23 protein-coding genes, 1 tRNA gene and 2 pseudogenes are annotated in these 19,134 nt (G+C 61.1%); 7 read left to right on the top strand and 19 right to left on the bottom strand.

All coding sequences use genetic code 11. The annotated features are described in order from the left end of the window. Positions 1-13 precede the first annotated feature (13 nt). The 3 genes and pseudogenes from BS630_RS09565 to BS630_RS09575 all read right to left on the bottom strand — a co-directional run. Positions 14-1,261: a glycosyltransferase family 2 protein gene (locus BS630_RS09565; protein ID WP_077977231.1), complete on the bottom strand. Its 1,248-nt coding sequence runs from the start codon at positions 1,259-1,261 to the stop codon at positions 14-16. Then, a pseudogene (locus BS630_RS38635) lies at positions 1,258-1,510 on the bottom strand (hypothetical protein). Before BS630_RS38635 ends, BS630_RS09565 begins: the two are co-directional and overlap by 4 nt. Next, positions 1,510-1,829: pseudogene (locus tag BS630_RS09575) on the bottom strand (methyltransferase C-terminal domain-containing protein); the annotation flags it as partial. The pseudogenes BS630_RS09575 and BS630_RS38635, both read right to left, overlap by 1 nt. A 196-nt stretch (positions 1,830-2,025) precedes the next feature. On the opposite strand from BS630_RS09575, the gene BS630_RS09580 reads away from it, so the two are divergent. Then, complete coding sequence (locus BS630_RS09580; RefSeq protein WP_312876017.1) at positions 2,026-2,391, top strand: hypothetical protein; 366 nt, start codon at positions 2,026-2,028, stop codon at positions 2,389-2,391. Between the two features lie 6 nt (positions 2,392-2,397). Here BS630_RS09580 and BS630_RS09585 read toward each other — a convergent pair whose 3' ends face one another. The 10 genes from BS630_RS09585 to BS630_RS09635 form a co-directional block, all read right to left on the bottom strand. Beyond that, on the bottom strand, positions 2,398-3,072 hold the full coding sequence (locus BS630_RS09585) for a GNAT family N-acetyltransferase (protein ID WP_077977233.1): 675 nt from the start codon (positions 3,070-3,072) through the stop codon (positions 2,398-2,400). A gap of 24 nt (positions 3,073-3,096) precedes the next feature. Further along, positions 3,097-3,855, bottom strand: coding sequence for a cephalosporin hydroxylase family protein (locus BS630_RS09590; RefSeq protein WP_077977234.1), 759 nt, complete (start codon positions 3,853-3,855; stop codon positions 3,097-3,099). Between the two features lie 32 nt (positions 3,856-3,887). Then, positions 3,888-5,036, bottom strand: coding sequence for a DegT/DnrJ/EryC1/StrS family aminotransferase (locus BS630_RS09595; RefSeq protein ID WP_077977235.1), 1,149 nt, complete (start codon positions 5,034-5,036; stop codon positions 3,888-3,890). 76 nt (positions 5,037-5,112) lie between these two features. Continuing rightward, positions 5,113-6,351 carry a glycosyltransferase family A protein gene (locus BS630_RS09600; RefSeq protein WP_077977236.1) on the bottom strand — a complete coding sequence of 413 codons (1,239 nt, stop codon included), beginning with the start codon at positions 6,349-6,351 and terminating at the stop codon, positions 5,113-5,115. After that, on the bottom strand, positions 6,348-6,890 hold the full coding sequence (rfbC, locus tag BS630_RS09605) for a dTDP-4-dehydrorhamnose 3,5-epimerase (RefSeq protein ID WP_077977237.1): 543 nt from the start codon (positions 6,888-6,890) through the stop codon (positions 6,348-6,350). The genes BS630_RS09600 and rfbC overlap by 4 nt, the downstream gene beginning before the upstream one ends. Further along, on the bottom strand, positions 6,887-8,122 hold the full coding sequence (locus BS630_RS09610) for a class I SAM-dependent methyltransferase (RefSeq protein WP_077977238.1): 1,236 nt from the start codon (positions 8,120-8,122) through the stop codon (positions 6,887-6,889). Before BS630_RS09610 ends, rfbC begins: the two co-directional genes overlap by 4 nt. Further along, complete coding sequence (rfbG, locus tag BS630_RS09615) at positions 8,119-9,183, bottom strand: CDP-glucose 4,6-dehydratase (RefSeq protein ID WP_077977239.1); 1,065 nt, start codon at positions 9,181-9,183, stop codon at positions 8,119-8,121. Before rfbG ends, BS630_RS09610 begins: the two co-directional genes overlap by 4 nt. After that, positions 9,174-9,947, bottom strand: coding sequence for a glucose-1-phosphate cytidylyltransferase (gene rfbF, locus BS630_RS09620; RefSeq protein ID WP_077977240.1), 774 nt, complete (start codon positions 9,945-9,947; stop codon positions 9,174-9,176). Before rfbF ends, rfbG begins: the two co-directional genes overlap by 10 nt. 547 nt (positions 9,948-10,494) lie before the next feature. Then, positions 10,495-10,782, bottom strand: a complete 288-nt coding sequence (locus tag BS630_RS09630; RefSeq protein WP_077977241.1) for a poly(hydroxyalkanoate) granule-associated protein — start codon at positions 10,780-10,782, stop codon at positions 10,495-10,497. Between the two features lie 239 nt (positions 10,783-11,021). Further along, positions 11,022-11,108 (bottom strand) — tRNA-Leu (locus BS630_RS09635). Positions 11,109-11,275: 167 nt separating this feature from the next. Here BS630_RS09635 and BS630_RS09640 point away from each other — a divergent pair. Continuing rightward, a complete protein-coding gene (locus tag BS630_RS09640) occupies positions 11,276-11,698 on the top strand; it encodes a BA14K family protein (RefSeq protein WP_077977242.1) in 423 nt (140 codons plus the stop codon). Between the two features lie 4 nt (positions 11,699-11,702). On the opposite strand, the gene BS630_RS09645 is transcribed toward BS630_RS09640, so the two are convergent. Beyond that, entirely contained in the window at positions 11,703-11,996 is a 294-nt protein-coding gene (locus tag BS630_RS09645; RefSeq protein WP_003544579.1) for an Rdx family protein, read from the bottom strand. 89 nt (positions 11,997-12,085) lie between these two features. Between BS630_RS09645 and BS630_RS09650 the strand changes: the two genes are divergently transcribed. From BS630_RS09650 to BS630_RS09660, 3 genes are all read left to right on the top strand, one after another. Continuing rightward, the gene (locus BS630_RS09650; RefSeq protein WP_183594491.1) at positions 12,086-12,862 is read left to right on the top strand and encodes a type 1 glutamine amidotransferase; all 777 of its coding nucleotides are present in this window, start codon (positions 12,086-12,088) and stop codon (positions 12,860-12,862) included. Positions 12,863-12,873: 11 nt separating this feature from the next. Further along, positions 12,874-13,422, top strand: coding sequence for a sugar O-acetyltransferase (locus BS630_RS09655; protein WP_077977244.1), 549 nt, complete (start codon positions 12,874-12,876; stop codon positions 13,420-13,422). Positions 13,423-13,509: 87 nt separating this feature from the next. Continuing rightward, positions 13,510-13,962, top strand: a complete 453-nt coding sequence (locus BS630_RS09660) for a GFA family protein (protein ID WP_077977245.1) — start codon at positions 13,510-13,512, stop codon at positions 13,960-13,962. Between the two features lie 2 nt (positions 13,963-13,964). On the opposite strand, the gene BS630_RS09665 is transcribed toward BS630_RS09660, so the two are convergent. The 4 genes from BS630_RS09665 to tenA form a co-directional block, all read right to left on the bottom strand. Further along, positions 13,965-14,264 (bottom strand): CcdB family protein, encoded by a 300-nt coding sequence (locus BS630_RS09665; RefSeq protein WP_077977246.1) that lies wholly within the window; start codon positions 14,262-14,264, stop codon positions 13,965-13,967. 98 nt (positions 14,265-14,362) lie between these two features. Then, positions 14,363-14,593 (bottom strand): type II toxin-antitoxin system CcdA family antitoxin, encoded by a 231-nt coding sequence (locus BS630_RS09670; RefSeq protein ID WP_077977247.1) that lies wholly within the window; start codon positions 14,591-14,593, stop codon positions 14,363-14,365. 58 nt (positions 14,594-14,651) lie between these two features. Beyond that, on the bottom strand, positions 14,652-16,484 hold the full coding sequence (gene lepA, locus BS630_RS09675) for a translation elongation factor 4 (protein WP_077977248.1): 1,833 nt from the start codon (positions 16,482-16,484) through the stop codon (positions 14,652-14,654). A 76-nt stretch (positions 16,485-16,560) separates the two neighbouring features. Next, positions 16,561-17,259 (bottom strand): thiaminase II, encoded by a 699-nt coding sequence (gene tenA, locus BS630_RS09680; protein WP_077977249.1) that lies wholly within the window; start codon positions 17,257-17,259, stop codon positions 16,561-16,563. Between the two features lie 138 nt (positions 17,260-17,397). Here tenA and BS630_RS09685 point away from each other — a divergent pair, with 138 nt between their 5' ends. Both BS630_RS09685 and BS630_RS09690 read left to right on the top strand, forming a co-directional pair. After that, positions 17,398-17,964, top strand: coding sequence for a helix-turn-helix domain-containing protein (locus tag BS630_RS09685; protein ID WP_077977250.1), 567 nt, complete (start codon positions 17,398-17,400; stop codon positions 17,962-17,964). A gap of 24 nt (positions 17,965-17,988) precedes the next feature. Then, a complete protein-coding gene (locus BS630_RS09690; protein ID WP_077977251.1) occupies positions 17,989-18,507 on the top strand; it encodes a GNAT family N-acetyltransferase in 519 nt (172 codons plus the stop codon). Positions 18,508-18,522: 15 nt separating this feature from the next. Here BS630_RS09690 and BS630_RS09695 read toward each other — a convergent pair whose 3' ends face one another. Continuing rightward, complete coding sequence (locus BS630_RS09695) at positions 18,523-19,134, bottom strand: HAD-IA family hydrolase (protein WP_077977252.1); 612 nt, start codon at positions 19,132-19,134, stop codon at positions 18,523-18,525.

Here is a 19,134-nt window from a genome sequence, read left to right on the forward strand (position 1 = left end):
CCGGCAGGCGAGGTTAGATCGCCAGCGGCTGGATGAGGTCTTCTTCACTGAAGACGAGGTTTTGCGGATGGCCCTTCTGTAGATAGATGATTCGATCTGCAGCATTTGGGACGAAGACGGCGGCACGCTCAGGCTCTGAAGGAGACGGTTCGCTTCCCCCGTAAACGACCTCGATGTCGGCTCTCAGCCCCAGTTCCCGGAGTAGCCCCTCGATTGACGCCGGATCTGCCATACCGTGAAGAACGAGCCGATTCACCTCCGCTGCGGAATTCGTCGCCCAGGCAAGCGTCTGCACTGCCGCCATCAGCGGCAATTGGCCCTGTACCCCGGTCACGTCGGGATGATCGCCGAAGCCACCGAAGCAGAGCCGGGAATAGAGCTCATATGATCTGAGATACTCCTTTCTTGCGAACCAGAAGCGCAACGCCACAGCCATTCTGTTCAGCGTGAAGTGCTTGATGAGCGACTCGTACTGAGCGATGAACTGCTGGTCGAAACGCAGCACGCCACGCTTGACGCCGAGATTGACGAAATATTCGAGTCCGCCCCGATAGCGGTCCCACGCTGTCAGCAGTTCGTCGTTGCCGGCCTGCGGCCGATCGCGTGGAATGGTTGACACCGTCACGGCGCGATAGAACGGCTTCTGGCGGAATGTCACTGCCCCTAGGTCCAGATAGTGCGCGAGATGGGAGAATGCCCAATAGGAAAAGTAGCGCGGCACCCAGGCAGACCGCAGGGCGGATGCGCGATAGATGCCGATTTCGGGAAAGACGTGACTTTCGACGAGGAAGGCGAAAACCCCGAGGAAGTCCCGCCGCTCATATTTCCGGTCGGCCTTCACGGTATAGAACAGCGTCTGGTCGACCTTCTGCACTTCGTCATGCAGATACCATGGAGCATAGCAGGCGGTAACATCGGGATTTGCATCGAGATATTTGATCGTGTCGACGATACCGTCAATGATGAGCATGTCGTCGTCTGCGAGATAGACGTTGTACTCTCCGCGGGCGTGACGGAACGCACTGGAAAGGTTTGGTTCATAACCAAGGTTTTCCGTGCGGCGGAAATACCGGATCGGCAACCCCTCGCTGATATAGGCATCCACGATTTCCCGCGTATTGTCTGTCGAGGCGTTGTCCGAGATCACAATCTCATATTCAAATGGAATCTTGTAGTCGGTGACGAAATAGGCAAGCGCCTTGTTGAGGAATACCGCACGGTTGAACGTCGGCAGGCAGATGCTGAGTTTTATGGCGCTCACGATTTTTCTCCGCTGTCGTAGAGGTCGTAGCTGGAATCGCGAGCGTTCATGGTGACGGGCTCGAAAGGCCAGTGGATTGAAAATGAGGGGTCATTCCAACGGAAGCCGCGTGAGAGTTCCGGTGCGTAGACCTCAGACAGCGGCGAAAGTTTCCGCACAGAAGGTTCGCGCAAACAGCCCGCAATCATCGGCGCGTTCCTCGACTTCAACGACCAGGGCTCCCGTAACCGCGGTCGGAATGAACTTGATCCCAGCACCGTCAATTCAGGCACGGCGACGGCGAAGCGACCGCCCCAACTGCCGACACTGCTGTTGCCAAAACTACCTCGTTCTTGGTTTCTTCCATCTTCTCAGGCGTATACATCTGCAGCTTGCAGCCAGGCAGGAAATGGCCCTGCTTGTGCGGGTTGCGGTCGACGACATATTCGATGAGATCGGTGCCGACGCCACAGAAATTTAGCAGCGTGTTGCCCTTGGCGGCCGCGCCATCGGCGGCGACTTTCTTGCCACTGCGTTTGGCTTGTTCGAGGAAGGCGATCAAGCCATCCTTGATCGACGTCACCAGCGAGAATTACGACTTTCATCTCAAGCGAACTCCAGAGTGTCTAGCCAGGTTTACCGACCACTCTCGGAGCCGCCCGGGCTCTTTACAGGCGGAACGGCCGTATGTTCATCCTTGTCCCGGTATCCGATTTCGTTCTTGTGCGAGGCTTACGGGGTGTCGGAACGGGCAGCCGCGCGTTTCGCAGGTCGTACGTTGAGCAATGGAACAGCTTGCCGTTCGGACATTCCGGTTTGGCCGAGGGCACGTCCTTCCAGTTTGCGAGGAGCGCCAAGCCATCCCGTCATCAGAAGCTATTTCAGGAAGTCGCCCGCTACGGCCGCTTGATGATTCGGGCGTTCAACCTCTCTATCCCTATAAGGGTCTTCCCGGCGTCAAGGCGCAGCCGGACAAGAAGGAAGAGGAATCCTACAATTGCCGCACCGAAACCGTCCAGGTCCGCCGCCGCTATGACGAGATCTTCCGCTCGGGCGGCATGCCGACGCTGATGTATGTCTGCGAACGCCACGGCTTCGTTACCACCGGTGGCAAAGTTCCGCTCCGCGGCCACTATCAGCCGGTGCGGTAAGACGCTTCAGGCGATCAGCAAAGCCGCTGGATGCGCCTGCCGGAAACGTTCGATCGGAAGCTCCATCCTCAGATAGTCGAAGCCGGCATTTGCTTCCGATCGATCGACGATCGAATATTTGACCACGCCTTCTTCCTCGGTGCGCCGCAGCGGCAAGTTTGCGGCCACCGCAAAGCCCAGCCGCTTGTAAAGGCCGATCGCTTTTTCATTGTGGGAGAACACATGCAGCTCGGCGGTTTCGACCCCAAGCCCGGAGAACATCCACTCCAGCAGTGCCATGCCGCAATGGAACATCAGATTGCGGATATCGCTCGCCCGCCCGCGGATGACGTTGTCGAATTCGGCCGAGCCGGGCTGGATGTTGCAGATGCCGAAATTGCCGAACCGGTTTCCGCCGGGATCGCAAATGACGAACAGGATTCGGTCGGCGGCGGGCAGTGAGATGGTTTCGAGCCACCGCCGCGTGCGTTCCTCGGTGGCGCTAAACTGGGTGAGGAAAAACGGCATCGACTGGTTGCGCCACGTCGTCAGATCGTCGATCAGGCCGGGCTCGTCGAGCATAGACCTGTCGATGCATTGCAGGTCGCCCACATGCCTGCCGTTATCGTCCCTGATCGGAAGTCGGAGCCGCCTGGCCGGATCCGCATTGTCCTTGAGGCTGACGATGTCGACCTGTGTCATGAACGACTATCCCCGCTTGTTCTCTCACGCCTTTCGGCAGATGCAGTAGCCGCCCGGCGAGGAAGACAGCACGAGCTTGCCGTTCAGAACCGGATCGACTTCGAAGCGGTCGGTTTCCGCCAGATAATCGGTGACTGCCTTCAGCGGCTCGTTGCCGCGCAGCCAGACCTTGGAGCGCTTTGTGAAGGCCTGTTCCTCGGTCAGGTGGCCGATGAGCGTGTCGGCGACGACGAGGTAGCAGCCTTCCGTCACCAGCGGACCGTAGGCGCGGCATTCCGCCAGAACATGCTCGTAGGAATGGTCGCTGTCGAGCACCACCATCACGCGGGCGCCCGGCGGGATCTCGGCCTTCACGGCGGCAAGCACGTCGTCGTCGACGGAACCGCCCTGGATCATCTTGATCCGGCTCGACATCGGATGGGATTCGATCGACTGGCGATTATGGGCGCGGATGTCGATGTCGACACCGACGACCTTGGCCTTGTCGTTGCCCATGGCGGCGAGGATCGACGCCATGAAGATCAGCGAGCCGCCGCGCGCAATGCCGGTTTCGATGATGACATCGGGCTTAGTCGCCCAGATGACCTCCTGGGTCGCCAGGATATCGACCGGAAGCTGGATGATCGGCACGCCCATCCATGACCAGAGATAGAAATAGTCGAACTTGTCGAGCCCGATCAGCGTGTTCAGCGATTGTTGGAAACTTGCCTCGTCCTTGCCGAGTGCAAGCGACATTTCCCGCTTGTGGGCTTCGAATTCGAGACGATCGTCCTTCGTGGTCATGACTGTTCTTTGTCCTTCGCTGTAGGGCTGTCTTAGACCGACTGCCGCAATGCCGTGCTGTTGTGGTAGATCCGCCCGGCCGCCATATCGAGCAGCGTTGCCGCTACCCGGTCGATATCGGCTTCGCTCATGTCGTGATAGCTCGGCAGGTTGATCGCACGGCCCGGAATGCTCCAGGCGTTCACGTTCTCGGGCCGATCTTCGAACATGGAGAGGCTGGAGAGGGGATAGAAGAAGACGCGCGCGTCGATATTGGCGGTCTCGAAGGTCTGCTGCATCATCTCGCGGGTAACGCCCGTCGACGGATGGAAGACGGCGGTCGGCATCCAAGCGCCGTTGATCGTGCCGGTGTATTCCGGGTTCATCGTGATGCCGGGCAGGGCCGAAAGCCGGATCATGTAGGAGGCCAGAATTTCGCGCTTGCGGTTGACGAGTTCCTCGATGCGCTCGAGTTGGGCGCAGCCGATGGCAGCCTGGATGTTGGACATCTTGTATTTGAAGCCGATCGCATCCGGCCAGAACTGCTTCGTCTGTCCGCGAGCCCGGCCGTGATTGCTGAGCGTCAGCACCTTTTCGTAAAGGGCGGCGTCATTGGTGACGAACATGCCGCCTTCGCCTGTCGTCAGCGTCTTGGTGCCATGGAAGGAGAAGGTGCCGAACGCGCCCATCGAGCCGGCGCGGCGGCCGTGCCAGAGGGAGCCGACCGCTTCAGCCGCGTCTTCGATCACCGGAATGCCCGTCCTCTTGCCGATCTCCAGCAGCGCATCCATGTCGCAGAGGTTGCCGTAGAGATGCGTGGCGATAATGGCCTTGGTCTTCGGCGTGATATGGCGCTCGACCTCCTCGGGATCAATGCACCAAGTGTCGGCGCGCACATCGACGAAAACGGGTCTTGCGCCGAGATGGACAATTGGGGAGACGGTCGCAACCCAGTTCGTATCGGCGAGGATCACTTCATCGCCAGCGCCGACGCCGAGCGCTGCAAGCCCCATGTGCATGGCGCCGGTGCAGCTCGAGGTCGCGATCGCAAAGCCGCTGCCGAGGTAGGTCTTGAAGTCGCGTTCGAAGCGGTTGAGATAGTCGTAGCAGCGCGCGCCCCAGCCGGTGGCGGCGGCATCGGCTGCATAATCCGTTTCGAGCTGGGTGATCGAAGGTTTGGTGTAGAAGATCCGGTTTGTCATGCCGCTAATTTCTGTTGAATTGAGATCGAGACCCAGGCGTCCGCAACGATGCTAGTTTTTGAAACTGGCGCGAGGCTCACATGATGATGTGCCGGGCGAGATCGTGCTCGTGGAACACCAGATTGGGCAGGTAGCCGAGTGCCAGGAAATATTCTCGGTCGCTGTCGACGCTGACGAAGACGGCGGTGCTTTCCAGTGGACTGTCGCCGAGTTTCACCGTCACCTTGACCTTTTCGTTGAGGCCGAGCTCGCGCATCAGGCCTTCGAGCGCCGCGATATCCGTGAAACCGCCAAGAAGCAGCGTATCGATGCCGATTGCCGCATTCACTTCGCTCACCAGCGTCTGGATGGCGACCATCAGGGGCAGCCCTTCAAGGAACCTGCGGATTTCCGGGTGGTCCTGCATCCCGCCCCACGCGAGGCGGGTATAAAGCTCATAGGCCTTGATGAAATTCTTCCTCTCCGCCCAGAAGCGGAAGGCGACCGCCATACGATTGAGCGTGAAGATCTTGCACATCTCGTCATACTTGAGACGCGTCTCGGGCGTGAGCTTCAGCGCCCCGCGCCTGACGCCCGTATAGAGGAAGTACTCAAGCCCCCCCCGATAGCGATCCCAGCTCGTCATGACGTCGTTGGCGCCTTCCTGCGGGCGGTCGCGGACGATCGCCGAATTGCCGATGGAGCGGTAGAAGGGCCGCTGTAGGAAGGCGACCGCCCCCTGATCGAGGAAATGCGCAAGGAACGGGAACGGGTAGAAGCAGAATTCCCGCGGGATCCAGGCCGACCGCAAGGGTGACGAACGATAGATCGCGATTTCCGGAAAGATGTGGCGTTCGAAAATATACTGGAAGACTTCGCCGAAGCTGCCGTGCGGAAACTTCCGATCCTCCTCGACATCGTAGAATTTCGCGATGTCGGTTTTGGCGACTTCGTCGTAGAAGAACCACGGCGCATGGGCGCAGGTCACCTCCTGATTGTTGTCGAGATATCTGATGGTGTCGGCCACTGCATCGGCGATCAGGATGTCGTCGTCCGCGAGGTAGACGACGTATTCGCCCTTGCCGAGGCGCAGAGCGCTCGTGACGTTTGCCGCGGCGCCGGCATTGCTTTCGCGCTTGTAGTAGCGGATTGGCAGCCCGCGACCGATGAATTCCTCGACCACCTGCTGGGTGCCGTCCGTAGAGGCATTGTCGCAGATGACGATTTCGAAGGGAAAGTCGAACTTGTAGTCGTTCTCGCAGTAGATCAGCGAGTTTCTGAGAAAGGCTTCGCGGTTGTAGGTCGGAATGCAGATGCTGAGTTTGATGCCGCTCAAAGGTTTGTCTCCTGGCTGTAGCTCTCAAGCGCGGCGTCGCGCTCGCTGATGACGCTCGGCGGGAACGGCCAGGCGATGGAAAAGGCGGGATCGTCCCAGCGGACGCCACGAGCAAGTTCCGGTACGTAGGCTTCCGACATCTGGTAGAAGAGCTCGCAGTCGTCGTCGAGCGTCAGGAAGCCGTGCGCGCATCCGGCAGGTATATAGAAGGCGTTGTGACTGATGGCATCGAGCTCGACTGAGGCCCATTTGAGATAGCTCGGCGAATCCCGCCTGAGATCGAGCGCCACGTCGAAGACCGTGCCGCGCGTGGCACGCACCAGCTTGATCTCCGGCCGCGGCTCGGCCTGAAAGTGCATGCCGCGCAAGGTTCCGCGCTTGTGATTCTGCGAGACGTTGCACTGCGGGTAGGAGGGTACGAGACCATGGTCGGCAAAGCTCTTGGCGTCGAAGGTCCGCGCGAACAGTCCGCGCTCGTCTGAGCGGGCCTCGACCTCCACGACAAAAGCACCCGAAACCGCGGTCGGAACGAATTTCATCCGAGCACCGTCAGTTCCGGCACGGCAACGGCGAAGCGTCCGCCCCAGGCGCCGATCCTGCTGTTGGCCGCAACGACCTCGTTCTTGATGTTCCATGGCAGGATCAGAATGTAGTCGGGCCGCGTCTCATCCATCTTTTGCGGCGCGTAGATCGGCAGCTTGCTGCCCGGCAGGAAGTGGCCCTGCTTGTGCGGATTGCGGTCGACCACGTAGTCGATGAGGTCGGTGCCTACACCGCAGAAATTCAGGAGCGTATTGCCCTTGGCGGCAGCGCCATAGGCGGCGACCGTCTTGCCGTTGCGCTTGGCTTCGTTGAGGAAGGCGAGCAGTCCGTCCTTGATTGGCGCGACGCGGCTCTGGAAGACCTCGTAGGTTTCGACCGTGTCGAAGCCGGCGGCTGCCTCGTCGGAGCGCACCTTGGCAAGGCCGCGGCCGGTTGCATGAGCCGTGGATGTTGCTCGGGAGGCGAGCACGCGGAGACTCCCGCCATGGGTCGGCAATTCCTCCACGTCGAAGACTTTGAGGCCGTGCGCCGCGAACACCTTTTCGACGGCCAGCAATGACAGATAGTAGAAATGCTCGTGATAGACGGTGTCGAATTGGATGTTTTCGATTAGCCGCAGCAGATGCGGGAATTCGACGCTGACGACGCCATCAGCCTTCAGCGCGGCCGAGAGCCCGCCGACGAAATCGTTGATGTCAGGGACATGCGCCAGGACGTTGTTGCCGATGACGATGTCGGCGGCAAGGCCGCGCGAGACGAGATCGGCAGCAGTTTCCTTGCCGAAGAAGCGCGCTTCCGTGGGAACGCCGATCTGCCGTGCCACTTCCGCGACGTTCTCAGCCGGCTCGATGCCGAGCACCGGCACGCCGACTTCGACGAAATGCTTCAGCAGATAACCGTCATTGCTCGCCACTTCGATGACCTGCGATGCCTCGCTGAGGCCGAAGCGCTCGCGCGCCATGATGGTAAACTGGCGGGCATGCTCCACCCAGCCGTCGCTGTAGGAGGAGAAATAGGCATAGTGGCTGAAGATATCCTCCGGCGGAACGAAGGCGTCGGCTTGCACCAGCCAGCATTCCGTGCAGACGAAGGCGCGCAGCGGGTAGGAGGGTTCGGGTAGTTTAAGCTGCTCCTCCGTCAGATAGGCATTGGCGAGCGGAGTCGAGCCCAGATCGACAAAACGATGCTTCAGCGGAGTGTTGCAGAACCGGCAATTATGCGCTGTCATGATACTGTTTCCTCATAGGCCGCGATCTGCCCGAGCGAGAAGGCGCGCATGTCGGCTCCCTCGCGGTTGGCCTTGTACCAGGCGGCTGTCCAGTCGATTGTCTGCTTCAGGCCGAGGCGCGGACGCCAGCCGATGGCGGAGAGCGCCAGTGCCGAACTCAAGGTAAGGGCAGGCGCTTCCGGAAGATGTTTTCCGGGCGCCGGCTTCCAGACGTCGTTCACGCCATGAGCCAGGCCGAGCGCCTCGGCAAGTTCGGAGACTGTCGCGAAGCTCTGCGGGTCTGGGCCGAAATTGAGTGCTTCGGGCAGCTCCTGCTCGCCGGCAAGTGTCAAGGCCTCGGCGAAGGCGAGATAGCCGCCGAGCGGCTCCAGCACATGCTGCCAGGGGCGGATCGCTTCGGGATAGCGCAGCAGGATCGGTTGGCTGCTTTCGAAGGCGCGGATGAAGTCCGGAATCAACCGGTCTTTCGACCAGTCGCCGCCGCCAATGACATTGCCGGCACGTACCGTCGCAAGCCTGATATCGCGCCCCTTGAAGAAGCTGTCGCGGTAGCTCTGGACGACCAATTCGGTGCAGGCCTTGGAGTTGGAGTAGGGGTCCTTGCCGCCCAGCATATCCGTCTCGACGAAGGGTACGCCGCTGCCGTTGTTGGCATAGACCTTGTCGGAGGTGACGACGAGAGCCGTCTTGACCGAGGGCGTTTCCCGCACCGCGTCGAGCACGTTCGCCGTTCCCATCACATTGGTCGCGAAGGTTTCGGTCGGGTTTTCGTAGGAGCGCCGCACCAGCGCCTGCGCTGCCATGTGGATGACGACTTCGGGCTGGAAATCGCTGCAATGTTGCTTGAACGCTGCCGCGTCGCGGATGTCGGCGATGTGATGGCCCTGTCCATTCCAGGGTGCAAGCCGCGCGTAGAGCGAGGGATTGGTCTCGGGTTCGAGCGAGACTGCCGTCACTTCCGCGCCGAGCTTCTCCAGCCACAACGACAGCCAGGATCCCTTGAACCCAGTGTTTCCCGTCAGGAACACGCGCCTGCCATTCCAGAAGTCCGTCAGGCCCATAGCTTCCACGGCGCCTTTCCGGAACTCCAGAGCTCCTCAAGGTGGTTGCGCTCGCGGAGCGTATCCATCGGCTGCCAGAAGCCGTCATGCCTGAAGGCGGCGAGCTGGTTGTTGGCGGCGAGCCATTCCAGCGGCCCGCCTTCCCAGACCGTGTCGTCGTCCGGGATGAGGTCGACCACCGAAGGATCGAGCACGAAGAAGCCGCCGTTGATGCGCTGGCCATCGCCTCTCGGCTTCTCGACGAAGGAGGTGATGTACTGCCCCTCGATATTCGTCGCACCGTAGCGTCCTGGGGGCGTTACCGCGCACATCGTCGCCTTGAGGCCATGGCTGCGATGGAAGGCGACTTCGGCGGCGATATCGACGTTGCCGACGCCGTCACCATAGGTCAAGCAGAAAGGCTCGCCGGGTGTCAGATGGTCGCGAATGCGCGCAATACGCCCGCCGGTCATCGAATGTATGCCGGTATCGACCACGGTCACGCGCCAGTTCGGCCGCGTGCCGCCGTGATAATTGATGCTGTTGGAGGCGAGATCGACGGTGATGTCGTTGTGGTGCAGAACAAGGTTTACGAAATACTCCTTGATCATATAGCCCTTGTAGCCGGCGCAGATGATGAAATCATTGAGCCCGTGATGAGCATAGATGCTCATGATGTGCCAGAGGATCGGCATGCCGCCGATTTCGACCAGAGGCTTGGGTCGGATACTGGTTTCCTCGGCAAGACGAGAGCCGAGGCCACCGGCGAGAATTACGACTTTCATCCCAAGCGAACTCCAGAGTGTCTAGTCAGGTTTCCCGACCACCCTCAGAGCCACCCCGGGCTCTTTACAGGCGGAACGGCCGTATATTCATCCTTGCCCCGGTATCCGATTTCGTTCTTGTGCGAGGCTTACGGGAGTGTGGAAACCGACAGCCGCGCGTTTCGCGGGCCGTGCGTTGAGCAATAGAACGTCTGCCGTTTGGATATCGGTTTGGCTGAAGGCACGTCCTTCCAGTTTTGCGAGGAGTGCCAAGCGGGCGTAATTGATCCGACCAGACGCGGCCGATCCTGATAGGAAAGCGTCAGATAGCCGGCCGATTGCCCCCGGGCAAAAGCCCGGCGCGTCGGCCCGAAGAAAAAAATCCCACTTCGGAATCCCGAAATTCCCCCGCTTCGGGATTCCGAAATTCGACGCCTTTCGCGGGCTGTCGCCGCCGAGAAACATCCAATGATTTCAGGCCCGCAACCAATTTCGGGATTCCGAAGTGCTATATAGATTATGGTGGGAGTTCTCTACGCGCCGCCAAACCTTGGCCGGATCGTTGCGTCTAAGCCTTTAGATTAAGCTGGAGTGGAGTATCTGCCTCGGCGACCTTGGGCTTACGTTTGGTTGCCGCACGGCGTGGTGGTTTGGTGGTCTTCTGCAGAGTGTCGGAGCCGAACTCATCTGACTCGCCGCTGGGCAGCAGCGGGTAAGCAGCAAGCGCCGCGCCGGCAGAAGCTACCTCAATGACCGGCTTGGTGCGCGGCATTTCAATGGCCGGCTCGGTGGCCGACACCTCGCGTGCCTTTGATGGCTCGGGTTTGCTGGGTGCGGATGTGGCGAATCGGATCATTGCAAGACTCCATTGCGTTCTCCTTATGTTCGCATTTGGGGGTGAGGGAGTCAATGTAGGCGAGCTATCAAGAGCGGCGGGAATAAGCGTCTAAAAATGAGGATTTCGGAGAGTTCTTGGGAGCTGCTGAGCGAACAAGCCTTTGAGCGCATTGGGGCTGAGCCTTTGTTGCAAGGCACCTGCGCAACTTTAGTTGAAAAGGCTTAACTCCTTGATCTTGGTAGCGATCAAGAATGGAATGGTGCCCAGAAGAGGACTCGAACCTCCACACCCTTTCGGGTACCAGCACCTGAAGCTGGCGCGTCTACCAATTCCGCCATCTGGGCGACGGAGAGCGATGTAAGGGGGTGGCTCCTGACTGTCAACTGGGTTTTTGAAGTTTTTCTGACAGTTGGCGAGAAAGCTGCCGATCACATGGGCGGGAGTGGCCCAAGGCGGCATAGCGTTTCGGCGGTCACGCCCTATATAAAGGAAATATCGAAAGGAATGCCTCATGCCCGTTGCTCGCACGCTTCTGCTCGCCGGCCTTCTCGCCATTTTCACGCCCGCAATCGCCGGGGCCGATTCGCTGAAGCTGGGCAAGCCGGGGGTTGGGCCGCTGAACACGGGATCGACGCTCTGCGACTTTCGCGGCTGCTTCGGTTTCGGGCCGCAGCAATGGCATCGTCCCGCCTATGTCCAGCCAAATTACCGCCCACGCGGCGCGACCGGACCTACCTATTATCGGCCGGGGGCTGCCGGCCGGCCGCAGCTGACCTATGATCCGCCGCCGGTGCAAAGGGTGCAGCCGAAGGCGCGCGACATGAACAGCCATGCCGCCTGGTGCAGCAATGAATATCGCTCCTACAATCCGCGTACCGACCGTTTCCTCACCTATGAGGGCATCTACAAGACTTGCCGCTCGCCCTATCGCTGAGCCGTCAGCTTTCGAGCGAGGCGCGGTCGACATGGCCGAGATCGCGGCCGGGCTCGACGATGTCGCGGACCCGCTGTTTCAGCTCCTTTGGCCCGGGAAAACCGCCGTCGCGCTTGCGCTCCCAGATCAGATCGCCATTGACGCGGATCTCGAAATTACCGCCGGTGGCGGGGATCAGCGCCACTTCGCCAAGACTGTCGGAAAAGGTGTGCAGCAGCTCCTGCGCCATCCAGCTGGCGCGCAGCAGCCAATTGCACTGGGTGCAGTAGAGGATCGTGACGCGGGCTTTCTCGGTCATGGCGATGTCCTTTCGTTTGCTGAGATTTAAGCCCTGTCGCGCGTCGGCGCAATCGCCTTACATAAGCGTCTTGCGCGCCGTCCTCCGCCATGGTCTCTTCCCGTGGTCGGCCATACCAGGAAGAGCCCATGCGCGTCGCAGTCATCGAAAACATGCGGAATACCGGCCTCGGCGCGCTTGCCGCGGCCCTCGACGAGGTAGGCGCGGAGATCGAGTGGTTCCAGGTGTGGCAGGACGGCATCCTGCCGAAAGATATATCCGGCCATGACGCGCTGGTCGTTCTCGGCGGTGAGCAGAGCGCGCTGGATGATGAAACGCACCCCTACCTGCCGGAACTCGTCCGGCTCACGCGCCGCTTCGGCGATGCCGGCAAGGCCGTGCTCGGCATCTGCCTCGGCAGCCAGATCCTCGCCCGCGCTTACGGCGCCGACAATCACTTAGGAATTGCCCGCGAATTCGGCTGGCACGGGATCGGCGTCACCGCCGAGGGCCGGGCCGATCCGCTTCTGTCGGCGCTTGGCGGCGAGTTCACCATCTTCGAATGGCATGCCGATACGTTCTCCCTGCCTGAAGGCGCGGTCCGTCTCGCCTCGAGCTCCGTCGCCGAAAACCAGGCCTTCCGCATCGGCCGCGCCGTCTATGGCACCCAGTTCCATTTCGAGGCCAACTCAGCGGTCGTCGCGCAATGGAAGGCCGAATTTCCCGATACGATCGCGCGCATCGCGCCGGGCTGGCTGGAGAACCATGCCGAGTTGGCCGCAAGGCACGCCGGTGCCGCCGATGCCGCAGGCCTTGCCATCGCGCGCGCCTGGGTCGGCCTGATCGAACCGCAAGAGGTCGCGATGCTGTCGCAGGCCTCGGCGTGAGGGGTGAGGCGATGCCGGTGACCGAACGCGAGAAGATGGCGGCAGGCGAATGGTACCGCTGCCTCGATGACGAGCTCGATCTCTTGCGCCGTCAGGCGCGTGCCGCCGTCCATGCGCATAATTCGCTGCCGCCGGATGAGCGCGGCGCCGTCGCGCCGGCCCTCAGGGCACTCTTTGCGCAGGCAGCACTCAATGTCTTCATCGAGGCGCCGTTTCACTGCTCCTACGGCATCAATATCGTTCTCGGCGAACGCGTCTATTTCAATGCCGGCTGCACCATCCTCGATTCCGGCCGGGTGAGCATCGGCGACCGCAGCATGTTCGGCCCCGGCGTGCAGATCTATTGCGCCGAGCATCACAAGGATCCGGCACGTCGCAGCACAGGTATCGAGATCGCCAGGCCGGTCACCGTCGGAAGCGATGTCTGGATCGGCGGCAGCGCCATCATCCTCGGCGGCATCACCATCGGCGACGGCGCGATCGTCGGCGCCGGCGCGGTGGTGACCAGGGATGTGCCGGCCGGCGCAACCGTAGTCGGCAATCCAGCCCGCATCCGCTAACGCCGGCAAGACCGCCATTCCGCGATGATCTGCCATCTCGACAGCAGCGATCATTCCGCTAGATGAGAGGACAAACGGGAGGGAAGCATGAGCGAACTGAATTTACCCATGGAAGGCGGCTGCCGTTGCGGCCGGGTGCGATTGAAGGTCAGCGCCCCGCCGCTGCTCACCATGGCCTGTCATTGCACCGGGTGCCAGAAAATGACCGCGAGCGCCTATTCGCTGAGTGCGGCCATCCCCAGCGAAGGCTTCGAGGTCACACAAGGCGAGCCTGTCATCGGCGGCCTGCATGGCGTCACGAAGCATTATTTCTGCCCGCATTGCATGAGTTGGATGTTCACCCGCCCGGAAGGCATGGACTGGTTCGTCAATCTGCGCGCGACCATGCTCGACGACCCCAACTGGTTCACGCCTTTCATCGAGACGTGGACGGGCGAGAAGCTGTCATTCGCCGAGACTGGCGCGGTGTACAGCTATGAGGCGCTGCCTGCGATGGACGCGTATGAGGGGCTGGTGAAAGAGTATATGGCGCGGAGTTGATCTCAGAAGCCCTGGAAGACAAAATCGACGGCAGCGATAATGCGATCGCTGTCGGCGGTAAGATCCGCCACCGCTTTTCCAATTTCCGCGGTCGGGACCGATGCCATACGCTGGGTGGCCATGACATAGGTTTCACCCTCAATAGGAAAGCGTGGGTTCAGTCGCGAGATCGACCAGCTCAGTTCCTGCACTGGATGCAACGGAACCATGACGCGCGAAGGCAGATCGTCGAGCAGATTGGCCTGAAGATCGATGGCCAGGAGATTGCCGCTTTTAAGGTGATAGACGTGAAAGCGTGCCACTAGAGCATTCCAGGAAAAGTGCGAAGCGGTTTTCCGTCAGGAATTGCGTAAAAGCAAAACTTAGAGCGGTTCTACGCTTCCGTGAACGTTGAACCGCTCTAAAACTGACGGTATTTGTCGAAGGGCAAGCCGTGCTTTTCAACATATTCGTTTTCCAGACGGATAGCCTCGGCGTTCTCGATACGCCAAAGCCGCTCGCGCTCCGCCTTTATGGCCTTTGCAATGCCGTCCTCCGCCGCCCGGGATATGTTGATCTGGAGCTCGCGCGCCTGGGAGACGAGACCTTCGTCAAGAGACAGGTTCGCTGCTTTTCTCGTCTGCTGAGCCATAACGATCTCCTCAATCTTATGCGCAGATGATATGCGCATAAGATGACTTTGAGAAGCGTTATTCGTCGCCCATCTTCAGCGCTGCGATGAAGGCTTCTTGGGGAATCTCCACCTTGCCGAACTGGCGCATGCGCTTCTTGCCGGCCTTCTGCTTGTCGAGCAGCTTGCGCTTGCGGGTGGCGTCGCCGCCGTAGCATTTCGCGGTCACGTCCTTGCGCAGCGCCGAGATCGTCTCGCGGGCAATGACGTTGCCGCCGATCGCCGCCTGGATCGGGATCTTGAACATGTGCTTCGGGATCAGCTCCTTGAGCTTCTCGCACATATCGCGGCCGCGCTTTTCGGCCGCCGTCCGGTGCACCATCATCGACAGCGCGTCGACCGGCTCGCCGTTGACCAGGATCGACATCTTCACGAGGTTGCCCTCGCGGTGGTCGGTGAGCGTATAGTCGAAGGAGGCATAACCCTTCGAGATCGACTTCAGCCGGTCGTAGAAATCGAACACGACTTCGTTGAGCGGCAAGTCGTAGGTCAGCATCGAGCGCGTGCCGACATAGGTGAGCTCGATCTGGATGCCGCGCCGGTCCTGGCAGAGCTTCAGGATGCCGCCGAGATAATCGTCAGGCGTCAGGATCGTCGCGCGGATCCACGGTTCATGGATTTCCGAGATCTTGACGACATCGGGCATGTCGGCCGGATTGTGCAGCTCACGCTCCGTGCCGTCGGTCATGTACATCTTGTAGACGACGGAGGGTGCGGTGGCGATCAGGTCGAGGTCGAACTCGCGCTCCAACCGTTCCTGGATGATTTCCAGATGCAGCAGGCCGAGGAAGCCGCAGCGGAAACCGAAGCCGAGGGCCGCCGACGATTCCATTTCGAAGGAGAAGGAGGCGTCGTTGAGGCGAAGCTTGCCCATGGCGGCGCGCAGATCCTCGAAATCGGCGGCATCGACCGGGAAGAGGCCGCAGAACACCACCGGCTGGGCCGGCTTGAAGCCCGGCAGCGCTTGCGCTGTCGGCCGCTTATCCTCCGTGATCGTGTCGCCGACGCGGGTATCGGCCACTTCCTTGATCGAGGCCGTGATGAAGCCGATCTCGCCGGGGCCAAGGCGGTCGATATTGACCATCTTCGGCGTCAGCACGCCGACGCGCTCCACCTGGTATTTCGCATCGGTGCCCATCATCCGCACCGTCTGGCCCTTGGTCAGCACGCCGTCGATGACGCGGACGAGAACCATGACGCCGAGATAGGCGTCGTACCAGCTGTCGACCAGCAGCGCCTTCAGCGGCGCCTTTTCGCCGCCGGGGCTCTTCGGTGCCGGCAGCTTGTGGACGATCGCTTCCAGCACGTCGGGAATGCCGAGGCCGGTCTTTGCCGAAATCAGCACGGCCTCCGAAGCGTCGATGCCGATCACTTCCTCGATCTGTTCCTTGATGCGGTCGGGTTCGGCCGCCGGCAGGTCGATTTTGTTGAGGACGGTGACGATCTCGTGATTATTGTCGATCGCCTGATAGACGTTGGCGAGCGTCTGCGCTTCGACGCCCTGGCTGGCATCGACGACGAGCAGCGAACCCTCGCAGGCCGATAGCGACCGTGAGACTTCATAGGCGAAGTCGACGTGGCCGGGCGTGTCGATCAGGTTGAGAATGTATTTCTCGCCGTTGTTCGCCTGGTAATGCAGGCGCACGGTCTGGGCCTTGATGGTGATGCCGCGCTCGCGCTCGATATCCATATTGTCGAGCACCTGCTCGGACATTTCGCGCTCGGCGAGGCCGCCCGTCGTCTGGATCAGGCGGTCGGCCAGCGTCGATTTGCCGTGGTCTATATGGGCCACGATCGAAAAGTTGCGGATATGGGACAGCGGAGTGGTGGAATTGGTGCTCATGCGCGCCATATAGCAGCGCCGCCCCCTGCCGCAAAGCGGTAATTATCCCGCCGTTTACGCTATTTCGTCCTGTATCGGGCGCGTATCAGACCGGCCACGTCTCCAGCCGCCAGGCCGAATCCCAGAACATCCATTCATATTGCGAGGCGCGCACGAAGACATCGGTCATTTGCGCCCGCTCCACCGGTGACGCGGCGCGGGCGGCGATGTCGGTCAGCGCGATCACCTCGCGGGCACCGGCGGCAAATTGTGGATCGCCATAGGTGTTGATCCAGGCCTGGAAGGCATTGCCTTCGATAACAGGCCGGTTCTTGATCGCTTCCCCGACGTGCCAGTAGATCCAGAAGCAGGGAAGGATGGAGGACAGCGCCACCGCGTAGGAACAGTGATAGGCGGTGGCGAGCAGGAAGTTCGTATAGGCAAAGCCGGCAGGCGAGGGCTCGGCGGATGTGACGTCGGCGGAGGTGATGCCGAATTGGGTGAGGAAGCCGGCATGCAGGCCCTGCTCGACAGTGATCGCCTTCTGCGCCGAACCGAGGAAGCGCAGGACCTGCGCATTATCGGGCGCCTTGGCCGCAACGATCGCAAGGCATCGCGCATAATGCTTCAGATAGAGCGCATCCTGCAGGATGTAGTGCCGGAAAATTTCCGGCGGCAGCGTGCCGTCCGAAAGGCGCTGCAGCAATGGCAACGCTTCGATCTCGGCCATGATGGGCGCGATCCTGTCCCAGGCGGCAGCCGTGAAGCTTCCCGTCAGTTCCGTGCTCTGTGTACTGGCGTCCATCACTCTCTCCTCGGATTAGGCCGCCATATAGGGACGGCGCAGCGGCGAAAGCAAGGCGCGTTTGGCCGCTTTTGTTAGCCACTTGATTCCATCATCAGATACTGTATTTCTCTTATAGTGGAATCAGGGGACTGGAAAATGGAACCGGAACTCGAACAGGCGATCGGCATCCGCATCCGCACGCTGCGGCAGGAAAAGGCTCTGACGCTCGATGATCTGGCTGCGGCCTCCGGCGTCAGCCGGGCGATGATCTCGCGCATCGAGCGGGCGGAGGCGAGCCCGACCGCCTCGTTGCTGGCAAGGATCTGCGCCGCGCTCGGCCTGTCGCTGTCGGCCTTCTTTGCGGAAAAGGGGCAGGCCTCGCCGCTCGCCCGTCGGCAGGAACAGCAGGTCTGGCGCGATCCGGAGACGGGATATATGCGTCGGTCTGTTTCGCCCCCGGGCACGGCTTCCGATGTCGATATCGTCGAGGTCGAATTCCCCCCTGGCGCCCGCGTCAGCTTCCCCCCGCATGCGAGCGCCCATAGCATGACGCAGCATATCTGGCTGTTCGACGGCGAGCTGGAGATGACGGCGGCTGAGATCGTCTACCGGCTGCGCCCGGGCGATTGCCTCTTCATGCCGGTCGGCGAGGGTCACGTCTTCCAAAATCCCGGCAACGCGCCGGCGCGTTACTGCGTCGTGCTCGATCGCGGCGGCCGATAGAAGCATTCATTTCAGGAGAACAGCATGCCTGCTATTCGTACCCTTTCCGCCGAGGAGGCCCGCGCCGCCGTTCCGGCCCTTTCGGAGGTGCTCGTCGATTGCGTCGCGGGCGGCGCCTCCGTCGGCTTCATGCAACCCTATCGGCCTGAGGATGCCGAGCCCTATTGGCGTGATGTCGCCGATGCCGTTGCCACCGGCGGCAATCTGCTGCTGATCGCTGAACTCGACGGCAGGATCGTCGGCACGGTGCAGGTGGGTGCCGCGCAGATGCCGAACCAGCCGCATCGCGGCGATCTGAAGAAGTTGCTGGTGCATCGCTCCGCCCGTGGCAAGGGGCTCGCCCGGCTGCTGATGGATGCCGCCGAGCGCGAGGCGGCAAGCCGCGGCAAAACCCTGCTCGTGCTCGATACGGCAACCGGCAGCGATGCTGAGGCGATCTATCCGCGCCTGGGCTGGCAGCGCGTCGGTGTCATTCCGGATTATGCGCTGTGGCCGGAAGGCGGTTTCTGCGCCACCACCCTCTTCTACAAACGGCTCGCCTGATTGCGCCGGCCCCGCTCAAGCCGGCTTGGCGAAGACAGCAAGCGCGCCGCCAAGCGTCGCGCCCGCCGTCCATTGCGCGGCGTTCCAGCCGAACTGTCGAGCCGCTTCGATGTTTGCCGCCATATCGTCGATGAAGGCGATCTCGCCGGGCAGTACGCCGGCCCGCTCGGTCGCCAGCCGGAAGAAATCGAGAGAAGGCTTGCTGTGCCCGAGTGCTGCGGAATAGATGATGTCGTCGAAATGCGCGCTAAGGCCGATCTGCTCCATCAGGTAGCGTGCCCGCCTATGCTCCTGGTTGGTCGCCAGCAGGAGAGTGATGCCGCTTTGCCTAAGAGGCGCGAGTTCTTCCAGCAGATTGAGATCGAGGCGCGAATCGTTCTCGAACCAGTAATCGATCAGTGCTTCGGCGCTGAGGTGGGGCGCGATCTTTGCGAGAACGCCGGCGAGCTTCGGCTCCAGTGCCTCGCGGCCGATGATGATATCGCCCCAGTGCGTCTGGAAGAATTCCTGCTGCAGCAGGTCGAGGCGCAGGCCGAGATCGCGCTCCAGATAGGTGAAGAGAGGCAGGCCATCGGTCGGACGACCATGAATGAGCACGCCGTCGACATCGACCATCAGCACTTTCAT

This window comes from Rhizobium laguerreae, assembly GCF_002008165.1.
GTDB lineage: Bacteria > Pseudomonadota > Alphaproteobacteria > Rhizobiales > Rhizobiaceae > Rhizobium > Rhizobium laguerreae.

Bases quoted from the DNA above. Each gene is read 5' to 3' on its own strand.
- BS630_RS09595 (WP_077977235.1), bottom strand. From the start codon at position 5,036: ATGACAAACCGGATCTTCTACACCAAACCTTCGATCACCCAGCTCGAA.
- tenA (WP_077977249.1), bottom strand. From the start codon at position 17,259: ATGGACGCCAGTACACAGAGCACGGAACTGACGGGAAGCTTCACGGCT.
- BS630_RS09640 (WP_077977242.1), top strand. From the start codon at position 11,276: ATGCCCGTTGCTCGCACGCTTCTGCTCGCCGGCCTTCTCGCCATTTTC.
- rfbF (WP_077977240.1), bottom strand. From the start codon at position 9,947: ATGAAAGTCGTAATTCTCGCCGGTGGCCTCGGCTCTCGTCTTGCCGAG.
- BS630_RS09610 (WP_077977238.1), bottom strand. From the start codon at position 8,122: ATGACAGCGCATAATTGCCGGTTCTGCAACACTCCGCTGAAGCATCGT.
- BS630_RS09655 (WP_077977244.1), top strand. From the start codon at position 12,874: ATGCCGGTGACCGAACGCGAGAAGATGGCGGCAGGCGAATGGTACCGC.
- BS630_RS09580 (WP_312876017.1), top strand. From the start codon at position 2,026: ATGGAACAGCTTGCCGTTCGGACATTCCGGTTTGGCCGAGGGCACGTC.
- BS630_RS09590 (WP_077977234.1), bottom strand. From the start codon at position 3,855: ATGACCACGAAGGACGATCGTCTCGAATTCGAAGCCCACAAGCGGGAA.
- BS630_RS09690 (WP_077977251.1), top strand. From the start codon at position 17,989: ATGCCTGCTATTCGTACCCTTTCCGCCGAGGAGGCCCGCGCCGCCGTT.
- BS630_RS09685 (WP_077977250.1), top strand. From the start codon at position 17,398: ATGGAACCGGAACTCGAACAGGCGATCGGCATCCGCATCCGCACGCTG.
- BS630_RS09650 (WP_183594491.1), top strand. From the start codon at position 12,086: ATGGTCTCTTCCCGTGGTCGGCCATACCAGGAAGAGCCCATGCGCGTC.
- BS630_RS09695 (WP_077977252.1), bottom strand. From the start codon at position 19,134: ATGAAAGTGCTGATGGTCGATGTCGACGGCGTGCTCATTCATGGTCGT.
- rfbC (WP_077977237.1), bottom strand. From the start codon at position 6,890: ATGAAATTCGTTCCGACCGCGGTTTCGGGTGCTTTTGTCGTGGAGGTC.
- BS630_RS09645 (WP_003544579.1), bottom strand. From the start codon at position 11,996: ATGACCGAGAAAGCCCGCGTCACGATCCTCTACTGCACCCAGTGCAAT.
- BS630_RS09670 (WP_077977247.1), bottom strand. From the start codon at position 14,593: ATGGCTCAGCAGACGAGAAAAGCAGCGAACCTGTCTCTTGACGAAGGT.
- BS630_RS09660 (WP_077977245.1), top strand. From the start codon at position 13,510: ATGAGCGAACTGAATTTACCCATGGAAGGCGGCTGCCGTTGCGGCCGG.
- rfbG (WP_077977239.1), bottom strand. From the start codon at position 9,183: ATGGGCCTGACGGACTTCTGGAATGGCAGGCGCGTGTTCCTGACGGGA.
- lepA (WP_077977248.1), bottom strand. From the start codon at position 16,484: ATGGCGCGCATGAGCACCAATTCCACCACTCCGCTGTCCCATATCCGC.
- BS630_RS09585 (WP_077977233.1), bottom strand. From the start codon at position 3,072: ATGACACAGGTCGACATCGTCAGCCTCAAGGACAATGCGGATCCGGCC.
- BS630_RS09630 (WP_077977241.1), bottom strand. From the start codon at position 10,782: ATGATCCGATTCGCCACATCCGCACCCAGCAAACCCGAGCCATCAAAG.